We start from the raw sequence: 21,316 nt of genomic DNA, 5'->3' as shown, positions 1-21,316 counted from the left end.
GCTGGGGCGATTGTCGATCAGCGCGGTTCGCCCCGCAATTGACCTGACTGTCGTAATCGGGCCATAATCCACCGATAGGGCCAAGACCAAGCAAGGGCAGGAGAGGGCAATGCCATCAGGCGAAACGCCAAGAGAAACATATGCCGAATCCATTTTCGAAGCGGAACTGGTCGTCCCGTCGGCGCAGGTGCGGATCATGCGGCTGCATCTGGAACAGCCGACCGACCGGCTGTTTCGCCGCACCGATCATTATTGGCTGGACCTGTGCCTGACGCCCCGCCCGGAAAAGGCGCGTGGCTGCTATCGTGAGCGGTGGGGGCCGCATCGCTACGAACCGCTGGGCGAAATCTTCCTCGTGCCGCCGGGTGAGGGCATCCATGTCCGCAGCGAATCGGGCGGACGGCAGGCGTCGGTCGTGTGCGAAATTCCCGCCGCCGCCATCGACCGCTGGCTGGACGATGGCGGCATCGAATGGACAGACCGGCGGCTGGCGGCGGGGCTGGACATCGCGCACCCCCATATGCGCGCCTGCCTGTTCCGGCTGGCCGAAGAAGTGCGCCATCCCGGCGCAGGCAGCGCGATTTTGGCCGAACTCATCGCCCAGCAACTGGCGATCGAAGTCGCCCGCTATTGTCAGGCGATTGCGCAGGGACCGATTACCGGCGGCCTTGCCTCATGGCGGTTGCGCCGCATCGACGAACGGCTGCACCAGCCCGGCCCGCCGCCCGCGCTGGAGGAACTGGCGGCGCTGTGCAACATGTCCGCCCGGCAGTTGACGCGCGGTTTCCGCGCCGCGCGCGGCCATTCGATCGGCGATCATATCGCCCAGACCCGCATCGACATGGCCAAGCGGCTGCTGGCCAGCAGCGACAGTGTGAAGGCCATTGCCTTCGCGCTCGGCTTTGCTTCCCCGTCCAGTTTCGCCTTCGCCTTCCGCCGCGCCACCGGGGCTACGCCGCGCCAGTTCCGCCAGCGCCGCCTGCCCCCACCGGCCTGATCCGCTATGGCTGCTTGGCGATATTTCGTCCGGATGGCGACATATCTGCGGCTTGGCCAAATGCGATTGCTATGTCCATCTTGCTGTCCACGATAACGACAAAATCATGGATCGGGAGAGGTCAGGACGATGATCGTCGGACGCCATTATCAAAACGCCTATGTGACCCGCAATGTCGACAAGGCCGTGTCGGAGTTCAAGGAACGCGCGGATATCCGGCTGCTCATGGAAACGCAGGTATCGGTCAATCTGTGGACCCCGCAGGGGGAGGGCGTGGGCGTGCAGAAACTCGCCTTCGTCTGGGTCGGCGACACGCAGTTCGAACTGATCCAGCCAATCGACGGCGACGTGCTGTCGCTCTATCGCGACGCGCTGCCCGCCGACGACCGGTTGAAATTCCACCATATCTGCCATCTGGTGGACGATTGGGACGCCTTCATGGCGCGGGTCGATCAACAGCCTTATCCCATCGTGCTGAAAGGCGGCACGCCCGGCATGCTGGAGTTTCTCTATCTCGATACCCGCGCCTGGCTGGGCCATTATACCGAATATTGCTGGATGGTGCCCGACCGCTGGGCCGCTATGGGAGGACGCCCCGCATGATCGGCATGGCCCGCTTCGGCACGCGCGACCTTGATCGCGCCAAAATCTTCTACGATGCCATCGCCGCCCTGCTGGGCGCGGTTCGCGCCTTCGACCGGCCCGATGTCGTCGCCTATAAATCGGGCGATGGCGGCATGTTGCTGATCGGTCGGCCGTTTGAAGGCGAAGCATCGCCCGGCAACGGCAATCAGGTCGGCATTCCGGCCGAAAGCCGCGCCGTGGTGGACGCCGTCCATGCCAGGGCGCTGGAACTGGGTGGCCAGTGCGAAGGCAAGCCCGGCATCCGGGGCGACGATCCCAACGGCTTTTACGGTGCTTATTTCCGCGACCTCGACGGCAACAAGCTGGTCATCTTCCGCTTCGGCCCGCCCGACTAGAGCATTTTCAAAGCAGGTGGCTTCTGCGAAAATGCACCAAACGCAAATCTAGAGCAGGCTGCCGCCATCCACCGGATAGACCTGCCCAGTGATGAAGCTGGCCTTGTCGCTCGCCAGATATATGGCGAGCGACGCCACTTCGTCGGCCGTGGCGACCGGGCGACCCAGCACGGTCTGGCGCGCGCGTCTGGCCATATCCTCCGCGCCGGTTCCCGCGAACGCCGTGCTGAAAAAACCATGGTCGCGGTTGAACCGACTACCCGCGCTGAACGCATCGGGATCGGTCGACACCGTGCCATAGGGTGCAACGCAATTGACCCGCACGCCATGCTGGCCAACTTCCTTGGCCAGCACTTTGGTAAAGCCATGCACCGCTGCCTTGGCCGCCGAATAGACCGGCAGCATATAGTCGCCCACGATTCCCGCCGTTGACCCGATATTGACGATCGCGCCTGCCTTCGCGGCGATCATGCCGGGCAGCGCCGCATGGGTCATGCGCAAAACGGTGCCCAGATTGATGTCGATATCGCCGGCCCATGTGGCCGGATCGGACTCGGCAAAAAAGCCCGCACCGACATTGCCCCCGACATTGTTGACCAGCACCGCGACCGGCCCGCCAGCCGCAGTCAGGATCTGCGCCGGAGCCGCCGGATCGGTGAGGTCGGCGGCTATGAAGGTGGCGCGCGTCGCGCCCCGTTCCAGACATAGCGCCACCAACCGCGCGCCTGCTGCCTCGTCACGCCCCACCGCAACGATCGCGGCGCCCTCCGCCGCCAGTCCCAGCGTGATGGCTCGCCCGATATTGGCGGTCGCGCCGGTGACGATTGCGATCTTGCCGTTCAATCCCATGTCCATGACGCGATTCCTAGATATGCGTGTCGGCAGGCGCGCGGACGATGCGCATCGCTTCGCGGTGCGGCGCATGGCGAATCTCGTCCTCCGCCTGTATCTCCACCGCCTGCGCGACATGGGCCAGCGACAGGCACAGCAGCATCAATCGCCGTTCCGCGTCGTCCTGATCGGGCAGGGGAGTCGCGTCCAGCCGATCCAGCGCCGCGTCCAGCAGAGGGGCGGCTGCATCGAAAAAGCCTTGCCGCTCTTGCGGGGTCGATCGGGTCCGTCGCGCGGCCCGCGCCGCTGCGCCCTCGATCGCCCAGTCCGCGACGAACGGGTCGAGCGCCTCAAATCCTGTGGGCAACATGCTCATGCCTTGGCCTCCTGCGTTGCGCGCCAGCTTTCGACCGCATCGCGCACGCCGTTGTAAAGATGACGGCAGAGCGCTTCCTGCGTCTGGAAATGGATATGTGTCAGCGCCCCGCTGGAAAGTCCGCGCTGTCCCGCCTCTATCACGGCGCGATCCTCGGCATGGATGTCGCGCGCGGTCGCCATGGCAAATTCGCGGGCGAAGCGTTCGCTGGCGCTGCCATCCTCGCCCACCCAATAGATGCGGATCACCCCGCGCGACCTGGTCGCATCGATCGGATAGACGACATGGGAGAAATGTTGCGCCGGGGTGCCCAGCAGGAAGAAATTGGGGAACAGCGCGAAATAGTCCCGGTCATGCGCTCCGCCGACCAGATCGCGCGCGGCCGCCGCGCCAAACCCCTTGCCGAACGCGAAACGCTGCATCGGCTGAACGCGCGGGGCGGGGTTGGACCAGATGGTCTGGGTGCGATGGACGCCGTAGAAATCATAGCGCAGCGGATAACCATAGGGATTGTCCGTTCCCAGCGTCGCCAGCCCGGTGCGCGGATGGATGAAGCGCAGATGATAATTTTCCTGGAAATTATCATAGGTCAGCTTCCAGTTGGCGTCGATGTCATAGACATATTCGGAGAAGGTCGTCGCCCGCGCCACCGGCAACGCTTCCAGCCGTTCCGCCAGACCGCCCAGCCAGTCGCGCAAGGGCGGCGGGTCCGCGGCAAAGCTGATGAAGATCAGCCCGGCACACAGGGACAGCGCGACCTGCGGCAATGCGCAATCGGCCTTGGAAACATGAAACTGCTCGAAATCGGGCGCTGAAATCAGCGCTCCGTCGCTACCGAAGGTCCAGCGATGATAGGGGCAGCTGAAGGTCGCCGCCTTGCCCTGCGCCTGTTCCACCAACTGCGTGCCGCGATGCGTGCAGACATTGTGGAAGGCGCGGATCATGCCATCCTTTCCACGCACGATCAGCAGCGATGCTTTGGCGAATTCAAGGTCGCGCCGCATGAAACTGCCCGGTTCGGGCAGTTCGCAGACATGGCCGATCTCGATCCAGTCCTTCAGGAATATCGCCTGCCGTTCGGCCTCATACCAACTGGCTTCGTGATATGGCCCGGCGGGAATGGGATCGGTGCCCAGAAAGGCGACATCGCCATCGCACACGGGCGTAAAGGCGGGAACGGGCGCGTTCATGCTGATCCTCTCGCTACATCTTATGCAGCAGAGAATAGCGCGATCCGCATTAAATTCAACAGGTGTGTAGAAATTATGCCCGAAGCAGGTTCAGCCCTTCCAGCAACCGCTTCTGTTCATGACGGAATCGCGCGACTATCTCTTCGTCGGACATGTCCGGGCGGACGGCGTTACGGAATATCCGTGGACCGATCACCGATCCGGTAATCAGCATGGTGCAGAAAATTTCGGGGTCGATGCCCCGATTCTCGGCCATCCCCGAAATGGCCTTCACCAGTTCGTCCCAATGCGGATAACTGTCCCTTATATCGTCGCCAGACAGGAAATCGGCGATCCAGAGCTGGATCAGCGCCGGGTGGTTCAGCACGAAACGCGTAATATGGTCGATCCGCTCATCCTGCGAACCTGGCCCTGTGAAGGCGGCGGCGAGTTGGGCAGAGGACCATTGCCGGACGGCACCCATCAATTCGTCGCGGCTGCGAAAATGATAATAGACGCTCGTGCGGTCGATCGCCGCTTCGCGTGCCAATTGCGCGATCGACAGTGCTGACGCCCCTTTTTCCGAAATCAGCCGCACAGCCGTTTCGATCAGTGCCTGGTGAGTCTCGTCGAACGCGCGGTTGCGGCGGCGCTGTGCTGGCTGGTCGGTCATGGCCGCGTCATGCCGCAACTGCGCCTGCTTTGCAAAAATGCCTGGGCGATAGTGCGCCAAACCCCCAAGATCAGGTCAGAATCGCAGCGGCGATATATAGACACACCTGTTGGGTAAGGGCTTCGCGCATCATTTTAATCGGGCATAACGAGACTCACAAAAGCACAATGACGACTGCGCCGCACCAGGCCCAAGATCGGGTGAGGCGCCTTGATGGGGAGGATTTTTCTGTGAAACGCATGACAGCCTATTATCTGATGGGTGCCAGCATGGCGGCCCTGACCGTGTCGACCCCTGCCATGGCGCAGGAAGCGCCGCAGGACGGCGGCTTCGATGCGGCCACCATCATCGTGCAGGCCCGTCGCCGTGAAGAAGATGTGCAGGACGTCCCCGCCGTCATCAACGCCGTGACCGCAGCATCGATCGGCAACCTCAACTTTCGCGAATTCACCGAAGTCAAATCGCTCGCGCCGGGTCTGGAACTGACCACCAACGCCAATGGCATTGGCGGCAACGCCCGGTTGCGCGGCGTCAATTTCGACGCCAATGCCAGCGGCAATAACGGCACGGTCGAATTCTACTTCAACGACGCCCCGATTTCGGCGGGCGCCATCCTTCAGCAAATGTATGACATCGGCCAGATCGAAGTGCAGCGCGGGCCGCAGGGCACCTTGCGCGGTCGCGCTTCGCCATCGGGTTCGATCACCATCACCGCGCGCAAGCCCGACCTGAACCAGTTTGGCGGCTTTGCCGACTGGACCGGCAACGACATCGGCACGCTGAACTTCAAGGGCGGCCTGAACCTTCCCATCATCGAAGGCATCGCGGCGATCCGCGTTTCCGGCCTGTGGGACGAAAATGAAGCCGACCGCGTCCGTCCGCTGGTGCGCACCGCCGGTGCGCCCGATCCCCATTCGCGCACAAAAAGCTATCGCGTCACTGGCGCGATCGAGCCTGCGGACTGGATCAAGCTGGAAGGCACCTACCAGTTTATGGACCGGGAAGCCCGGACCTACGATCAGGCGATTTCCTTCAGCGAAGTGAACCCTGCCGCGCCGGTCAGCCCGGTGCTGCTGACCGCAAAGGACCGCCTGTCGATCCAGGAAACGCCGCGCATCGTCAACCAGACGTTCGACATCTACAACTGGCGCGCGGAAGTGGCGCAGTGGGGCCAGCGGCTGATCTATCAGGGGCAGCGGACGAAGCAGCAATTCTACTCGACCGACAATTCGGATGATGCCAACGTCTTCATCGGCCGCGACATCAACCAGATCACGCAGACCGTGGCAAAGGCGACATCGCATGAAGTCCGGCTTCAGAATGAAGAACGTGTGTTCGGCATGTTCGACTATGTGGTCGGCTTCTTCGACAGCAAGCTGACGTCCCCAACCAACCTCAGCAGCCTGACCGTCGTTCGTCTGCCCGCTAGCTTCGGTGGCAGTATCGCGTCGATCGTGACCACCAACGTGGCCCGTGGCAACGAAACCCATGAACAGTCATTTTATGGCAACCTGACCGCGCATCTGGGTGAAAAGACCGAATTGTCCGGCGGTCTGCGCCAGATCAAATATACCTCGCTCAGCCGGCTTGCGGTCAATGGCAATGCGTTGACCAACGATACGCAGGATCTCAAGAAGCTGATCTACAGCGCGTCGGTGAAGCATAATTTCTCCCCCGACTTCCTGGTCTATGCCGCAACGGGCAGCTCGATGCGGCCGGGCCTGAACGTGGTGGGCGATTTCAACATCGTGAAGTCGGCGCTGGAAAACAGCTTCCTCAACCTGCCGCCCGAAACGTCCAAATCCTATGAACTGGGCTTCAAAAGCACGTTGATGGGTGGCCGGGCGCGCTTCAACGGCACGCTCTATCACCAGACCTACAAGAATTTCCCGTTCCGCGTGCCCAATAACGGCGTCTATTATATCAACACCGTTGCTGTCCGTAACGCGGCAGGCGCGGTGACGGGAACAGCGCAGCAGGTTGCCGCCTTCAACTTCGTCGGCGCGGTGCCGGTGGAAGTGAACGGGGTCGAAGGCGAATTCAACGTCGAAGTCGCCCGTGGCTTCAATGTCGGCCTAAGCGCCAGCTATTCGCTGGGCAAGATCAAGGGCGGCAACATCCCGTGCAACGACCTGAACAAGGATGGCACCCCCGATGCGTCCAACGCCGCGCCCACTCTGGCGCAATTGCAGGCCGCAGTCGGATCCAACAACCTGGCGTCCTGCAACGTGTCGCAGCGCGCTTCGTTCATGCCGCCGGTCACGGTGACGTTGCAGAGCGAATATCACACCGCGATTTCGGGCAAGGTCGATGGTTTCGTGCGCGGCCTCGTCAATTATAACGGCAAGTCGCAGGGCGATCCGGGCAACAGCTTCGACCAGGTCGGTGCCTATGCTCTGACCAACCTCTATGCGGGCATCCGCGACCCCGATGGCGGTTGGGAAGTGTCACTGTTCGCCAAGAACCTGTTCGACACGACCAAGGTGCTGACGCGCACGGCGCAGCTGTTCACCAGCTATCAGCAGATCACCGGCTTCACCGCGACAGGGGCGACCACGGCGGCAACCACCGTCAACAGCCCCTATACCGGCGGCACGGTTACCCCGCCGCGTGAATTTGGTGTCAACGTCCGCTTCTATTTCGGGTCGCGCTGACACGGGTGACGCCAGGCTAGGCCTGTAAAAATGGCCGGGCAGTCCCATGGATTTGCCCGGCCTTTTTCGTTTGGATGCCCAGAAAAACGCGCAGATTCTTCGCAGCGGCGATGATCGCGCGGGTCATGTTGACTTAGCGGCCGGGGCGGGCAGGAATGGGCTTGATCAACAACAGTGATGATCAACTGATCTTGCCTCAAGGACCATGTGATGGTGATGTGCGCCGGGACATCGGCCGCTGCCCAGCCTCGCGACGCGCGTCGCCCGGCAGGCGCGATGCCGGAACGAGAGGACAGGAACGGCGCAATGACCGATATTCGCAAAAGACGCTCGCGCGATCCCGTGGCGACGCGGGAAGCCATATTGGAAGCCGCGCGCGCGCTGCTGGCCAAGGATGGACCCGAAGGCATCAGCCTGTCCGAAGTGGCCGCACTGGCCGGGGTCAATCGCGGCACTGCCTATCAGCATTTCGAAACGCGCGAAAAATTGATCGAGGCGACCGCCGACTGGGTGTCGGATCGCATGTTCCGGTCCGTATTCGGCGACCCTGAAACCATCGGCGAACGGCGGGTGGAGCAGGTCGATATTGCCGACACGACCGACCGCCTTGCCATCTTCGCGATGGAAAATCCCGAACTCTGCCGCATCTGGCTGCTGCAACTCCTGTCCTCGCCCGATCCGATGGCCGACCCCTTCTGGCGCGAATATGAAGGCTCGCTTCAGCGTTTTGCCGAAACCGACCTGGCCCAGGACGGGATCGATGTCGAAGTGCTGTCGGTCATGATGCTGGCGGGTGCCTTTCTCTGGCCGGTATGGGCCAGCTCCCACGCTCGCCCCGATGAGGAGCGCCGCGACCTGGCCCGCCGCGTGGCGCAGGAATCGCTGCGCCTGTGCATGTACGGCTCGATGCGGGCCGACCGTTTTCCCGGCATCGCCGATCGCCTGCGCGACGGTCTGGCCCGGACCCGACCCCCTTCTTCTTCCAAAAAGGAATGATCCATGTTTTCAGCAATTGTGATCGACAAGACGGACGACAAGCAGAGCGTATCGCTTGCGCAGGTGGATGAAACCAGCCTGCCCGATGGCGATGTCACCATCGACGTCGATTATTCTACCCTGAATTACAAGGATGGTCTGGCCATCACCGGCAAGTCGCCGGTCGTCCGCAAATTCCCGATGGTGCCGGGCATCGACCTGGTCGGCACGGTCCGCACGTCGGACCATGCCGAATGGAAGGCGGGCGACAAGGTCGTGCTGAACGGCTGGGGCGTGGGCGAGGGCCATTGGGGCGGGCTGGCGCAGGTGGCCCGTTTGAAGGGCGACTGGCTGGTGCCGCTGCCGGCCGCCTTCACCGGCGCGCAGGCGATGGCGATCGGCACGGCGGGCTATACCGCCGCGCTGTGCGTGGAAGCACTGGTCAAGGCCGGCGTGACTCCTGAACAGGGCGAAATACTGGTCACCGGCGCGACCGGCGGCGTGGGCAGCGTGGCCGTCGCCCTGCTGAGCAAGGCAGGCTACAAGGTCGTCGGTTCGACCGGCAAGGCATCCGAAGCCGATTATCTGACGCAACTGGGCGCAGCGGGCATCATCGACCGCGCCGAACTCTCCGAAAAGGGCAAGCCGCTCCAGAAGGAACGCTGGGCCGGTGTCGTGGATTCGGTCGGCAGCTTCACGCTCGCCAATTGCTGCGCGCAGACCCGTTATGGCGGCGCTGTTGCGGCCTGTGGTCTGGCGCAGGGCGCGGATTTCCCGGTCACCGTCATGCCCTTCATCCTGCGCGGCGTCCGTCTGCTCGGCATCGACAGCGTGATGGCACCCAAACCCCCGCGCCTTGCCGCATGGGCGCGACTGGCGCGGGATCTGGACCCGGCGCTGCTCGGCGTCATCGCGCATGAAATCGGCCTGTCGGAAGCACCCGCGGCGGCCGTCGACCTGATCGACGGCAAGGTGCGCGGGCGCATCATCGTCGACGTGAACCGTTAAGCGCTGCCACGGGGACGCATCATGACCGACCAGCCGCTTTCGATCGTCGCCGGTCCCCCGCTCCATGAGGAGCCGGGGCTGGGGACGCTGACGCTTGGCGGCTGGTTGCGGGAGGTGACCGCCCGCTCCGGCCCGGCCGAAGCGCTGGTGATGCACGAAGGGGATAGCGTCACCCGCTGGACCTATGACGACCTGTGGGCGCAGGCAAATGCCGTTGCGCGTGCGCTGATCGCGTCCGGCATTGGGAAGGGAACCCGCGTCGGCGTGCTGATGACCAATCGCCCGGAATTTCTGGCGGCGGTGTTCGGCACTGCGCTGGCGGGCGGCGTTGCGGCGACGTTCAGCACCTTTTCCACTCCGGCCGAACTCGACCATCTGCTTGCGTCCTCCGCCTGCCACGTCCTGCTGATGGAGCGCATCGTCCTGAAAAAGGACTTTGCCGCGATCCTGACCGATCTGGAACCGGCCATAGCGAGCGCCACGCCCGGTGCGCTGGCATCGCCCCATTTTCCCTTCCTGCGTCACATCGCGTCGGTCGGCGGCGGCGCGGGCATGGTGGAGGAATGGGCGACGTTCCTCGCGCGCGGTAATGCGGTCGATCAGGCACTGGTCGATGCGACCGCCGCGACCGTCACGCCGGCGGACCCCGGCGTGCTGTTCTTCTCGTCCGGCTCGACCGCCCGGCCCAAGGGCATCCTGTCGATGCACCGGGGCGTCACGCTGCAACTATGGCGCTGGAAACGCTTTCTCGCCGCAAAGGAGGATGCGCGCGCCTGGTCGGCCAACGGCTTTTTCTGGTCGGGCAATTTCGCCATGGCCATCGGCGGCGCGCTGTCATCTGGCGGCAGCCTGATCCTGCAAGCGACCTTCCAGCCGGAAGAAGCATTGATGCTGATGGAGCGCGAACGCGCCACCATGGCCTTTGCGTGGCCGCATCAATGGGCGCAACTGGAGGCCGCCGCTAACTGGGCGGATGTGGACCTGTCCTCGCTTCATTATGTGAACCCGACCAATCCTCTGGGGCGCCATCCTACCGTCAGCACCGACTGGCAGGAGCCTATGGCGGCCTATGGCAATACCGAAACCTTCACCATCAGCACGATCTTCGATTCCGGCACGCCCAAGGAACGGATCGCCGATACCCATGGCGCGCCGCTGCCCGGCAATATCTTCAAAATCCTCGACCCGCTGACCGGCGCGGTCGTGCCGCTGGGCGATCGTGGCGAAATCGCGGTCAAGGGACCGACGCTGATGCTGGGCTATATCGGCGTGCCGCTGGACGAAAGCGTGGACGCCGACGGCTTCTTCCACACGGGCGATGGCGGCTGGTTCGATGCCGAAGGTCGCCTCCACTGGGAAGGGCGTCTCAACGACATCATCAAAACCGGCGGCGCGAATGTTTCCCCGATCGAGATCGACACCGTCATCAAATCCTGCCCCGGCGTCAAAGTGACGCAGACCGTCGGCGTGCCCCACGAAACGCTGGGCGAACTGGTGGTGACCTGCATCGTCCCCCATGTCGGCGCGCCGCTGGACGAGGACGCCATCCGTGCTTTCGCCAAAGACCAGCTTGCCAGCTACAAGGTGCCACGGCGCGTCCTGTTCTTCAGCGAGGATGACCTGTCGCTGACCGGCAGCGCCAAGATCAAGACGGCGGACCTCAAGGCGCTGGTCGTCAAGCAGCTTGCCGCCGAACCGGCATGACTGCGCAGGCGGATCAGGCACTGGCGATCGCCAACCTCAAGGCCCGCTATTGCGCGGCTGCCGACCTGTCCGCCAGCGACCCCGATCATGCCCGCCGCCTGTTCGCCGCTATATTCGCCGACGATTTTCTTGGCGATTATGGTGCCGGTCTGCTCGAAAGTCCGCAGGCGATCACCGACTATCTCTGCACCGCGATCAGCGCGAACAGCGAATGGATGATTCATATGCTCCATTCGCCCTGCATAGACGTGAACGGCGATCGTGCGACCGGCGACTGGACCGTTCTGGGCTATATGAAGCGTCGTGCCACCGGCGCAATCGACACCGTTATCGGCCGCTACAGCGACATTTTCCGCCTGACAGCGCAGGGCTGGCGGATCGCACGGGTAACCTTCACCCGCCTGCAATAATCAAAAAAGGACAAGAGGATCATGGCCAATCGTTTCAGCGGCAAAACCGTGCTGGTTACCGGCTCCGCAGGCGGCCTTGGCCGCGCCCATGCGCTGGCTTTTGCAGGGGAGGGCGCGCACCTGATCCTGGCCGACATCAACGAAGCCGGGCTGGCGGAAAGCAGGGCGTTGGTCGAGGCGCTGGGCACCACCGCGTCAGTCCACCGCGTCGACATGGGGCAAGAGGCCGACATCGCCGCCTTCGCAGCCACCGTGCTGGCCAACCATGACCGGCTGGACGTTCTCATCAACAATGCGGGGCTTCATGCGGGCGAAATCGCGCGCGGCTTCTTTGGCCTTGGCATGGCCAAGTGGCAGCATTTCTTTGCGGTCAACACCTTTGGCCCGATGCTGCTGGCCGAAGCGTTGCGCCCGGCGCTGGCCCGCGCCAAGGGCGTCATCATCAACAAATGCTCGATGGCCAGTTATAATCCCGCGACCGCCTATGGCATTACCAAGGCGTCGCTCAACATCTTCACCCATGCCATGGCGCAGCAATTTGGCGCGGACGAAATCCGCTGCGTCGGCATCGCACCGGGCCTGATGGAAACCGAAGCCGCGCTGCAAGGGGTCGATCCCGCCAATTGGGAGCGGTTGAAAGCGATGCAGTCGGTCAAGCGGCAGGGGACGGCGGGCGACATTTCCAATCTCGCCCTGTTCCTGGCTTCCGACGAAGGCAGCTTCGTCAACAATCAGGTCATCCTGTGCGACGGCGGCAACCAGATGCGCGGATTCCGCTTCTGATGACCGCGCCCGATTTTGCTGACTGGCACGCGATCGCCGAACTCAAGGCGCGCTATTGCCGGCTGATGGACGGCAAGGACTGGGATGGCTGGGCCGCCTTGTTCACGCCCGATTTCCTGCTCGACGCCACGGCGTCGGGCGGACCGCGCATTGCCGGTCGTGATGCCTTTGTCGCCAGCATCCGCCGGTCGCTGGATGCCGCCGTGACCGTGCATCATGTCCATATGCCCGAAATCACGGTGTCGGGCGACGAAGCCACCGCGATCTGGCCGATGATGGATCATCTGGTCTGGCCCGACGGACGCATGTTGACGGGCTATGGCCATTATCATGACCGCTACAGGCGCGTTGCGGGTGAATGGCGGATTGCGGAATCGCGCCTGACGCGGCTGCACATCACCATGCAGCCATCCCGCCCCGGCGATTGATGGGCGCAGTCTGCCAACGCCCTCTGGCGCGGTGGCCCTGTCCATGCTGGATTGTTCCACAGGCCGAAAAAGCCATGAGGATCCGAGGATATGTCGCTGCACACCACCATCCACCTGCATAATGTCCCCGCCGGACGGGAGGCCGATTATGCGGCCTGGTTCGATGGCGCACACCGTGACGATCTGGCCCGCCTGCGCGGCTTTCGGTCGGCCGACCGTTATGAAGTCACGGTGCAGCAGATCATGGCCGACATTCCCCAGCCCTGGCGGTTCCTGAGCGTCTATGAATTTGATACCGCCACGCCGGAAATAGACCTGCCCGCACTGGCACCGCTGCTCGCGCAGGCGCGCGACGCCGGACTGATCGACGACAGCGACGAAAGCGAACGCATCCACAGCTACGCAATGTATGGCGACTGGGCGTTCAGCCCCAACCATCGGGCTGACCAGCCCTTTTCCGGCGTCAGCATCATATTGGCCAATTTCGTCGCGGGGCGCGAAGCGGAATATCATCGCTGGTACGACACCGTGCATTCCCCGGAAGTCACGCGCGTCCCCGGAAAGGTCGGCATGAAACGCGGGCGGCTGTCGCCGGTCCAACTGGAACCCCGACGCTATTGCCCCGGCAGCGATCTGGTTTTCTGCGCGCAACAGACCGATGACCTGCTGTTCACGGTCAGGGATTTCAGTGCTCGCGCGCGCGGGGTCAGCCCTAGCGGCGTCGCCTTCGCGCCGCGCTCCGCTGCCGGATCGGTCGCGCGCACGGTCCATTATTTCGCCAGGGTCAGCGGCAGCAGTTTCTGGCCCGGTGGCATCGCCTATGATGGCGACCTGTCGGTCTATCCCGCCGACTTCGCGCGACCTGCGACCTGACCTCCATGCAGCTATCGCGCGCGCGATGGCCCGCCCTCTTGCCGCGCGCGCGCGGGTGCGGGAAGGAATGATCCGACAATGAAAGAAACGGAGCAGGACATGGGCAAGATAATCGTGATTACCGGCGCAGGCGACGGCCTTGGCCGTGCGCTGGCCCGGCGCTTTGCCCGCGATGGTGAAACCGTTATTCTGCTGGGCCGCACCGCGTCGAAGGTGGAAGCCGTCGCGACGGAGCTTGGCGCGCCGCATCTGGCGATCGGTTGCGACGTCGGCAACCCCGATTCCGTCCGCGCCGCCTTTGCGCAGATCGCAGCCCAGCATCCCAAAATCGACGTTCTCATCAATAATGCCGCCGTCTATGAACCCTTCACTCTGGCCGAAGGGCGCGACGACCAGATCCAGACCGCGCTGGCCACCAACGTCGCCGGGCCGATCTACTGCGCGCGCGAAGCCTTGTCTCTGCTGCGCGGCGGCGGCCATATCATCAACGTCAGCAGCGAATCCGTCGCCATCAAGATGCCGATGCTGTGGATGTATGCGGGCGGCAAGTCCGCGCTGGAACTGATGTCCGACATGTGGGCGCGCGAACTGGATGCCGATGGCATCCGCGTCACCACGGTGCAGGCGGGCATGATGATGGACGAGACCAAGACCGGCAGCAGTTGGCCGATGGACGTTTCCATCCGGTTCGCTCAGGAAAATGCCAAGGTCGGCATCAACCTGCGCGAGCGTGGCATCAGCCATTATAACAGCGTGACGGACGCCTTCCGCGCCATTCTCGACATGCCCGCCGACCTCCATATGGGCACGGTCGCCCTGACCGCGCGCAAGCGCTGATCTCCCCCTTTTTCGACAGGATACGCCATGGCCATTCTTCCCGACGCCAAACTCATGATCGACGGCGTGCTGCGCGATGCGCAGGGCGGCGCGACGTTCGATGTCATCAGCCCCTGGACGGGCGAGCCGGTTGGCAAGGCGGCGGATGCCTCCGCCGCCGATGTGGACGAAGCCATCGCCTCTGCCCGCCGCGCATTCGACACTACCGACTGGTCCACCAATGTCGAAAAGCGCGTCGCACTGGTCACGAAGCTGCGCGCCCTGTTCGAGGATAATCGCGAACGCCTGTCCGACCTTGCCCGCAACGAAGCTGGCGCGGCGATCGGCGCGGTCGGTCGTGCGCATGTCGACATGGCGCTCGATGGCTGGGATGATTATCTGCGCCTGTTCCCGCAGTTGAAGTGGGACAAGGATTATGGCGGTCGCACCGGCTACGGCTTTGAAACGCTGCGGCAGGCGGTCTATGAGCCCGTCGGCGTCGTTGGCGCGATTACACCCTGGAATGTGCCGCTTTACGTCAATGTCGGCAAGGTGGTCGCCGCGCTGCTGGCAGGCTGCACCGTCATCCTGAAACCCGCACCCAACACGCCGGGCATGGGCGCGATCTTCGGCGAACTGGCGCAGCAGGCCGGCTTCCCCGCCGGTGTCCTCAACGTCATTTTCGGCAGTGATCCTGCGCTGGCCGGCGAAATGCTGGTCACTGATCCCCGTGTCGATCTCATTTCCTTCACCGGCTCGACCGGGGTGGGCAAGCGCATCATGGAACAGGGGGCCGCGACATTGAAGCGCGTCTTCCTCGAACTGGGCGGCAAGTCGGCCAAGATCGTGCTGGAGGACAGCGCCAACTTCGCGATGGATGTCGCCCAGTCGATGCTGGTGTTCCATGCGGGGCAGGGCTGCGCCGTCCATTCGCGCCTGCTGGTTCCGCGCAGCCGCTATGAGGAGGCCAAGGCGGTCCTCAAACATGCCTATGCCAGCTTCGGCGACAATTGGGGTGATTATGAAAACCCCGCGCACATCATGGGTCCGGTGATTTCGAAGCGGCAGATGGAGCGAGTCCTGTCCTATGTCGACATCGGCGTGGGCGAAGGCGCGACGCTGCTGGCCGGGGGCAAGGCGCGGCCGGACAAGGGGACAGGCTATTTCATAGAACCGACCTGTTTCGCCGACGTCACCAACGACATGCGCATCGCCCAGGAAGAGATTTTCGGCCCCGTGCTGGTCGTCATCCCGTTCGAGGATGATGATGACGCCGTCCGTATCGCCAACGAAAGCGCCTATGGCCTGTGCGGCGGGGTCTTTTCCGCCGATCTGGATCGCGCGATAGCGGTGGCCAGGCGGATCCGAACCGGATCGGTCAGCGTTAATGGCGGTATGTGCATCGCGGGAGACTTGCCTTTTGGCGGCTACAAGGCCAGTGGCATCGGTCGCGAATGGGGTCTGGAGGGAATCGAGGAATTTCTCGAAACCAAACTGATCGCATGGCGCGCCTGACAGGCAGGCTAGGGATATGATCTTGAGCGTAAAGGCGGACGCGACGGCAGGGCAGGGGGTCACCAGGGCCCCCCGTGCGCGTGCTGCCGCTACGCCAAAGGCGCTCAGCCATAATCTGAATGGCCAGCGGCTGGGGCGCAAGGGGCGCGATACGCGCGATCGCATCCTGGCCGCGACCAGCGAATTGCTGGCCGGTCCCCCAGACGTCGAAATCTCGCTGAGCGCGGTCGCGCGGCAGATGTCGATCGGCATGACATCGCTCTACAATTATTTCAACGACCTCACCGAATTGCTGCTCGCCGTGCTGGACCCGGTGATGGCCACGGCGGAAGAAGACTATATCGGCCTGCTGCGCGCGCGCTGGACCGACGACGAACTGGGCGATCGGTCGCTGGCCTTCGTTACGGCATATCGGGAATTCTGGGTCAAACATTCGCGCCTGCTCCATCTGCGCAACCGCATGGCCGATGCGCAGAATGAACGGATGATGATGCACCGTGTTCGCGCGGCGCAACCGGTGATGCGCCTGATGGTCGAACAGATGGATGGCGATCTGACAGCGCCGCAATCGCCGGTGTTCAGCATGGCGACCGCGCTGATGACCGGCCTCGAACGTATCGTCACGGTGACGACCGACGTGACGCTGCAAAATACGCTGCACGCGCCCAATCCGCTCGGCCGCGCGCATTTGCTGCGCGCCGAAGCGCGGCTGCTGGAACTGGGTATCCGCGATTACCGGACGTTGGCGGCGGGTTAATCCTTCTTGCCGCCCACGCCCTTCAGATAGCGTTCCATATTCTCCAGATAGGCCGGGTTCAGCATCAGCGCGCTGTTGGCCATCCGTTCGACATGACGCCCCATCGACGGCCCGACTTCGGCGGCCAGTTCGATCGCGATCTTGGCCGCGCCCATCTGTTCGCCATTCTGTTTCGTCAGATGGCGACAGAAATCCAGCGCCGCTTCGTCGAATCCCTCGTCAGGGAACACGTCATGCACCAGACCCATGATGAGCGCGCGATCCGCGTCGGCCCGCTGGTTCCCCATGATGAGCCATCGTGCCCAGTGCGGCCCGCAGATGCGCGTCAGGCGGCTGACGCCGTTGGACGCAGGCAGCACGCCGAACAGGCCTTCGGGAAAAGAGAAGGCCGCGCTTTTCGCCGCCAGCCGGAAATCGCACGACAGCGCCATTTCCAGCCCACCGCCCACGCAGGTCGCATGAATGGCGCTGACGATCGGCTTTTCGACATGCTCCATCTCGTCATAGATGCGCTGCATGCCATTCAGGTTCAGCCGGTGATTTTCGCGGATACCCGACGGCGTGCGCGGATAGTCCGGGTTGTTCCCGCCCTTCAGGTCCGCACCCGAACAGAAATAGCGCCCGGTCGCGCGGATCAGCATCACTTTGAGGTCCGGCGTATCGCGGAACCGCAACAGCGCATCCTCGAACAATGCCATCGTCTGCGCCGACAGGGCGTTCAGCTTATCGGGCCGGTTCAGCGTCACGATCAGGACGCCGTCCCGGTCTTCGCTCAACAGATGCGGGGCGTCGCTCATATCCTATCCTTCAGGCGCGGGTGCGCGGCAGGCCCAGCGCGCGCTCGGCGATCATGGAACGGTGGACCTCGCTTGTCCCGCCATAAATAGTCGCGCCCTGCGCATGGCGGTAGAACATGTTGATTTCCGCCGCCGCGCCCTTGCGCTTGGACAGGGACAAAGGTGCCGTCAGGTCGATCAGGTCGCGCGCATCGCTCTGGAACTTCTCCGAACTGAACATCTTGGCCATCGGTCCATAGGCCAGGTTCGGCTTCTTTTCCGTCGCCGCCCATTGCGCACGATAGGTGATCAGCTCCGACATCCACAGATGCGCGGCCGTCCGCGCCAGCCGCGCCCGCGCATCGGCGTCCGCGATCAGCGGCTGGCCGTCGCGCCGTATCTCCCGGCACAGAGTTTCCGCCGCGTGCAGCATCGCGCGCTGATATTTGGCAAAGCCGCCGCCATGTTCCAGTTCCAGGCTGGCGCTCATCGTCCGCACGCCGCCATCAATGTCGCCCAGCCGCCAGCTATCGGGTATCTTCACGCCGTCATAGAAGGTGATGTTGGTCCGCTCGTCCTGAAACGTATAGACCGGCTGGATCGTCACGCCATCGGCCTTCAAAGGCACGATGAACATGGTCAGCCCCTTATGCTTGGCCACATCCGGGTTGGTCCGGCACAGCATCAGCACATAGGTGGACAGGTTCGCCCCGCTGGTGAACATCTTGGTCCCGTCGATCCGCCAGCTTCCGTCCGGCTCCTGCGTCGCGCGGCATTGCGCGGCAAACACGTCGGACCCCGCGCCCGGCTCCGAATAGCCCAGCGAGCAAATGACTTCGCCGCGCATGATTTCCGGCAGGATGGCGGCCTTCAATTCCTCGGACCCAAAGCGATGGACGATCAGCGCGACCATCTGCGTCACGCCCGCCGCCGGATTATTATAACCCTGCGCCTCGAACGCATCCATCGCGGCGGTCTTTTCATAGGCGGACAGGCCACGCCCGCCGACATCCCTGGGCAGGCCCAGATAGAGCAGATTCTGCGCCGCCAGCTTGCGGTTCAGTTCCGGGTTATAGCCTTCCCAACTATAGTGGAACGTCTCACGCATGTCCGGCGTCACATTGGCCGCAAAAAAAGCGTCGATCTCCGCCGTGATGGTCTGCGCGTCCGGTCCCAGATCGAAATCGATCGGCATATCGCCCGCATCGGGCAGCGCCGCCTGCTCTCCGCCATAGATCCGCCGCCCGGCCTCCACGATCAACCGCTGCGGATCACCCAGCAGCAGCGGCCATGCCTTGGCGCGCAGGTTGAACAGGAAAATATCATATTCGGTCGTCAGCCCATAGCCGCCGAAGGTGTGCAAGGCCTGCGCCACTGTGCGCGCCGCTGCATCGCTGTTCCACCATGCCGCGATGCTGATCGCCGCGCCCGCTTCGGGCGCGCCGTCGGCAATGTCGCGGATCGCCTTCCACACCAGGAACTTGCCGCCATCGACATCGCACAGCAGGTCGGCCAGCGGATGGGAAATGCCCTGAAACTGGCCGATAAACTGGTCGAACTGCTTGCGCTCGCACGCATAGGCCGCCGCCAGTTTCAACGCCTCACGCCCTATCCCCGCCAGCCCGGCGGCAACCAGCAGCTTCCATTCCTCGACCCCGGCGGCAAAGATCGCAAGCGCCGCCGCGCCCGACGCCAGCACCACCGACGGCAAGCCACCCAGGTCGATTTCCGCCATTGGCGTAGCGGCCAGATTCTCCTCCGCCTCAACCGCGCCTTCCGGCACCGTTATCAGCACGACATCATCCCCGCGCCGGGCCACGACTGCCCGCGCTACCTGACCGCCGCCGATCCACTGCACCGGCTGATCGGCCAGATCGTGGAAAGCGATGCTGGCGACGGTATCGCCCGCCATCACCTGCCCCAGCAACTCTGCCGCCGCGTCCCCGCCCAGCAAAGCCAGCATACGCGCCGCCACCAGCGTTTCGGCCAGCGGCCCGGACACCAGAGTCCGCCCCGCTTCCTCCATCAGGATCGCCGCATCGAACAGGCCAAGGCCCAACCCGCCCGCATCCTCCGGCACGCGGATCGACAAGGCACCCAATTCCGCCAGCCCCGACCACAACGCCGCGTCGAACCCGGAAGGAGCCGCCGCACGCACCCGCGCCATGCTGCTGTTTTCGTCCAGAAAGCGCACGAACATATCGCGCATCATCTGCTGGTCATCGGTCAGGTCGAAATTCATGGCAGTGTGCCTTTATTCTCAATCCTCTCCTTCAAGGGGAGGGGGACCATGAAGTGGTGGAGGGGTGTAGCCCTTGCGACGGCGGGATACCCCGCTGTCATTCCCCTATTGTGCAGGTGCGGACCGGCGCATCATGACGCTCAGGTCCACTTGGCCCGTGGCGACTCCGCCCATGAACCCGCCATCGACTGGGAAGACCACGCCGTTGACGATGCTGGCCAGATCGCTGTTTATCAGGACCAGCCCCGCCGCCTGTTCTTCCGGCGTCGAATAGCGGCCCATCGGTTCGGCGGCCGCAGCGACCACATCCTTGCCCGACGTCGCCTCGAACGCGGCCATCATCGGCGTTTGCGTCGGCGATGGCAGGGTGCAATTGATGCGGATGCCCTGCTTGATCAGGTGCGCGCCCATATATTGGGTCCACACGATCACATTCTCCTTGGAGAAGCTGTAGCCTTCCTTGACCGTGTCGGCATTGGCATCGCACCAGGCGACCGCCGCGTCGAAGCCGTCTGTCGTCACGAATTCCATATTGGTCGGGATCCGCCGGCTCCAGCCCAGCCCACCGGTGGACGCGATGCTGGCGATAGCCCCGCCCGGTCCCATCAGCGGCAACACCTGCTGCGTCAGATGGCGCAGGCCGATGAAGTTGACCTTCATCACGTCCATCGCCGGAAAGGATTGCGGCAGGCCCGCGCAGTTGAACAGCGCGTCCACCTTGCCGCCGATGCCCGCCACCGCCGCGTCGATCGACGCCGGATCGCGCAGGTCAACATTGTGGAACGAGGCCAGCGGCAATGCGCTGTCCTTGTAATCCAGCCCATGCACCTCCGCGCCCAGATCCAGCAGCAGCTTCGCCGTCGCCTCGCCCATGCCCGAAAAACAGCCGCTCACGATGACGCGCTTGCCCTTGTAACCCAACAGGTCGCTCATTTTCGTCTCCGATTATTGGGGGTGTTCAGCCCTTGGCCGCCGGGGGCCAGATGATGGTGCCATCGTCATCCTCGACGATGATGATCCGTTCGGGGCAGGCGCGCGCACCGTTCTTCGCGGCCCGCTCCTCGCCGACGGGTACGTCGAACCCGCTGGTGTCGATATAGCCGTCGTCGTCCAGCGGATACAGGGTTTCGGACACGGCGGCGCAGCGGGCATTGCCCACGCAACCGGCCTTTTCGATGCGGATCTTCATGGCGCTCTCCAGCGATGCTTGGCCCACCTTAGAAAGGAGATATGGACGCCGATCAACCGGCTCACCCGCTCAATCGCCGCCACGATACGGATGGGCCGGTGCAGCGCCTGGCAATCGTCGGTGCGGTATCTTGGGTGGCGGCGCGCGCTCCATTTGCCTT

At 63.5% G+C, this 21,316-nt stretch carries 22 protein-coding genes; 14 read left to right on the top strand and 8 right to left on the bottom strand.

The window, feature by feature from the left end:
- The first annotated feature begins 109 nt into the window (after positions 1-109).
- The 3 genes from SPBM01_RS12500 (at position 110) to SPBM01_RS12490 (ending at position 1,977) form a co-directional block, all read left to right on the top strand.
- Positions 110-997, top strand: a complete 888-nt coding sequence (locus tag SPBM01_RS12500; RefSeq protein WP_188062131.1) for a helix-turn-helix transcriptional regulator — start codon at positions 110-112, stop codon at positions 995-997.
- A 129-nt stretch (positions 998-1,126) separates the two neighbouring features.
- Complete coding sequence (locus tag SPBM01_RS12495; protein WP_188062130.1) at positions 1,127-1,600, top strand: VOC family protein; 474 nt, start codon at positions 1,127-1,129, stop codon at positions 1,598-1,600.
- Positions 1,597-1,977 carry a VOC family protein gene (locus SPBM01_RS12490; protein ID WP_188062129.1) on the top strand — a complete coding sequence of 127 codons (381 nt, stop codon included), beginning with the start codon at positions 1,597-1,599 and terminating at the stop codon, positions 1,975-1,977. Before SPBM01_RS12495 ends, SPBM01_RS12490 begins: the two co-directional genes overlap by 4 nt.
- Positions 1,978-2,025: 48 nt before the next feature.
- Here SPBM01_RS12490 and SPBM01_RS12485 read toward each other — a convergent pair whose 3' ends face one another.
- The 4 genes from SPBM01_RS12485 to SPBM01_RS12470 all read right to left on the bottom strand — a co-directional run bounded on the left by SPBM01_RS12485 (position 2,026) and on the right by SPBM01_RS12470 (position 5,026).
- Positions 2,026-2,832 carry an SDR family NAD(P)-dependent oxidoreductase gene (locus SPBM01_RS12485; protein WP_188062128.1) on the bottom strand — a complete coding sequence of 269 codons (807 nt, stop codon included), beginning with the start codon at positions 2,830-2,832 and terminating at the stop codon, positions 2,026-2,028.
- 10 nt (positions 2,833-2,842) lie between these two features.
- Complete coding sequence (locus SPBM01_RS12480; protein ID WP_188062127.1) at positions 2,843-3,184, bottom strand: hypothetical protein; 342 nt, start codon at positions 3,182-3,184, stop codon at positions 2,843-2,845.
- Positions 3,181-4,374: an aromatic ring-hydroxylating oxygenase subunit alpha gene (locus SPBM01_RS12475; protein ID WP_188062126.1), complete on the bottom strand. Its 1,194-nt coding sequence runs from the start codon at positions 4,372-4,374 to the stop codon at positions 3,181-3,183. Before SPBM01_RS12475 ends, SPBM01_RS12480 begins: the two co-directional genes overlap by 4 nt.
- A gap of 73 nt (positions 4,375-4,447) precedes the next feature.
- The gene (locus SPBM01_RS12470; RefSeq protein ID WP_188062125.1) at positions 4,448-5,026 is read right to left on the bottom strand and encodes a TetR/AcrR family transcriptional regulator; all 579 of its coding nucleotides are present in this window, start codon (positions 5,024-5,026) and stop codon (positions 4,448-4,450) included.
- 230 nt (positions 5,027-5,256) lie between these two features.
- On the opposite strand from SPBM01_RS12470, the gene SPBM01_RS12465 reads away from it, so the two are divergent.
- The 11 genes from SPBM01_RS12465 to SPBM01_RS12415 all read left to right on the top strand — a co-directional run bounded on the left by SPBM01_RS12465 (position 5,257) and on the right by SPBM01_RS12415 (position 16,949).
- Positions 5,257-7,680 carry a TonB-dependent receptor plug domain-containing protein gene (locus SPBM01_RS12465; protein WP_188062124.1) on the top strand — a complete coding sequence of 808 codons (2,424 nt, stop codon included), beginning with the start codon at positions 5,257-5,259 and terminating at the stop codon, positions 7,678-7,680.
- A gap of 306 nt (positions 7,681-7,986) precedes the next feature.
- Entirely contained in the window at positions 7,987-8,676 is a 690-nt protein-coding gene (locus SPBM01_RS12460) for a TetR/AcrR family transcriptional regulator (protein ID WP_188065699.1), read from the top strand.
- A gap of 3 nt (positions 8,677-8,679) precedes the next feature.
- Positions 8,680-9,663 (top strand): MDR family oxidoreductase, encoded by a 984-nt coding sequence (locus tag SPBM01_RS12455; protein ID WP_188062123.1) that lies wholly within the window; start codon positions 8,680-8,682, stop codon positions 9,661-9,663.
- 21 nt (positions 9,664-9,684) lie between these two features.
- Positions 9,685-11,367, top strand: coding sequence for a class I adenylate-forming enzyme family protein (locus SPBM01_RS12450; RefSeq protein ID WP_188062122.1), 1,683 nt, complete (start codon positions 9,685-9,687; stop codon positions 11,365-11,367).
- Positions 11,364-11,777 (top strand): nuclear transport factor 2 family protein, encoded by a 414-nt coding sequence (locus SPBM01_RS12445; RefSeq protein WP_188062121.1) that lies wholly within the window; start codon positions 11,364-11,366, stop codon positions 11,775-11,777. Before SPBM01_RS12450 ends, SPBM01_RS12445 begins: the two co-directional genes overlap by 4 nt.
- 21 nt (positions 11,778-11,798) lie before the next feature.
- Positions 11,799-12,560, top strand: coding sequence for an SDR family NAD(P)-dependent oxidoreductase (locus SPBM01_RS12440; protein ID WP_188062120.1), 762 nt, complete (start codon positions 11,799-11,801; stop codon positions 12,558-12,560).
- A complete protein-coding gene (locus SPBM01_RS12435) occupies positions 12,560-12,988 on the top strand; it encodes a nuclear transport factor 2 family protein (RefSeq protein ID WP_188062119.1) in 429 nt (142 codons plus the stop codon). The genes SPBM01_RS12440 and SPBM01_RS12435 overlap by 1 nt, the downstream gene beginning before the upstream one ends.
- A gap of 90 nt (positions 12,989-13,078) precedes the next feature.
- Positions 13,079-13,861, top strand: coding sequence for a hypothetical protein (locus SPBM01_RS12430; RefSeq protein ID WP_188062118.1), 783 nt, complete (start codon positions 13,079-13,081; stop codon positions 13,859-13,861).
- A gap of 78 nt (positions 13,862-13,939) precedes the next feature.
- Positions 13,940-14,698 (top strand): SDR family oxidoreductase, encoded by a 759-nt coding sequence (locus SPBM01_RS12425; protein WP_262504148.1) that lies wholly within the window; start codon positions 13,940-13,942, stop codon positions 14,696-14,698.
- A gap of 27 nt (positions 14,699-14,725) precedes the next feature.
- Positions 14,726-16,192 (top strand): aldehyde dehydrogenase family protein, encoded by a 1,467-nt coding sequence (locus SPBM01_RS12420; RefSeq protein ID WP_188062117.1) that lies wholly within the window; start codon positions 14,726-14,728, stop codon positions 16,190-16,192.
- Positions 16,193-16,208: 16 nt separating this feature from the next.
- Entirely contained in the window at positions 16,209-16,949 is a 741-nt protein-coding gene (locus SPBM01_RS12415; protein ID WP_262504147.1) for a TetR/AcrR family transcriptional regulator, read from the top strand.
- Here SPBM01_RS12415 and SPBM01_RS12410 read toward each other — a convergent pair.
- From SPBM01_RS12410 to SPBM01_RS12395, 4 genes are all read right to left on the bottom strand, one after another.
- Positions 16,946-17,746: an enoyl-CoA hydratase/isomerase family protein gene (locus tag SPBM01_RS12410; RefSeq protein WP_188062116.1), complete on the bottom strand. Its 801-nt coding sequence runs from the start codon at positions 17,744-17,746 to the stop codon at positions 16,946-16,948. The genes SPBM01_RS12415 and SPBM01_RS12410 overlap by 4 nt on opposite strands.
- Before the next feature lie 10 nt (positions 17,747-17,756).
- Positions 17,757-19,967: an acyl-CoA dehydrogenase gene (locus tag SPBM01_RS12405; RefSeq protein WP_188062115.1), complete on the bottom strand. Its 2,211-nt coding sequence runs from the start codon at positions 19,965-19,967 to the stop codon at positions 17,757-17,759.
- Between the two features lie 105 nt (positions 19,968-20,072).
- A complete protein-coding gene (locus SPBM01_RS12400) occupies positions 20,073-20,900 on the bottom strand; it encodes a coniferyl-alcohol dehydrogenase (protein ID WP_188062114.1) in 828 nt (275 codons plus the stop codon).
- A gap of 25 nt (positions 20,901-20,925) precedes the next feature.
- A complete protein-coding gene (locus tag SPBM01_RS12395; RefSeq protein WP_188062113.1) occupies positions 20,926-21,156 on the bottom strand; it encodes a ferredoxin in 231 nt (76 codons plus the stop codon).
- Between the last annotated feature and the right edge of the window lie 160 nt (positions 21,157-21,316).

It is taken from the genome of Sphingobium sp. KCTC 72723 (assembly GCF_014280435.1).
In the GTDB taxonomy this organism is placed as follows: domain Bacteria; phylum Pseudomonadota; class Alphaproteobacteria; order Sphingomonadales; family Sphingomonadaceae; genus Sphingobium.
The sequence above is the reverse complement of the archived record's forward strand: the minus strand, read 5'-3'. Positions and strand labels throughout refer to the sequence as shown.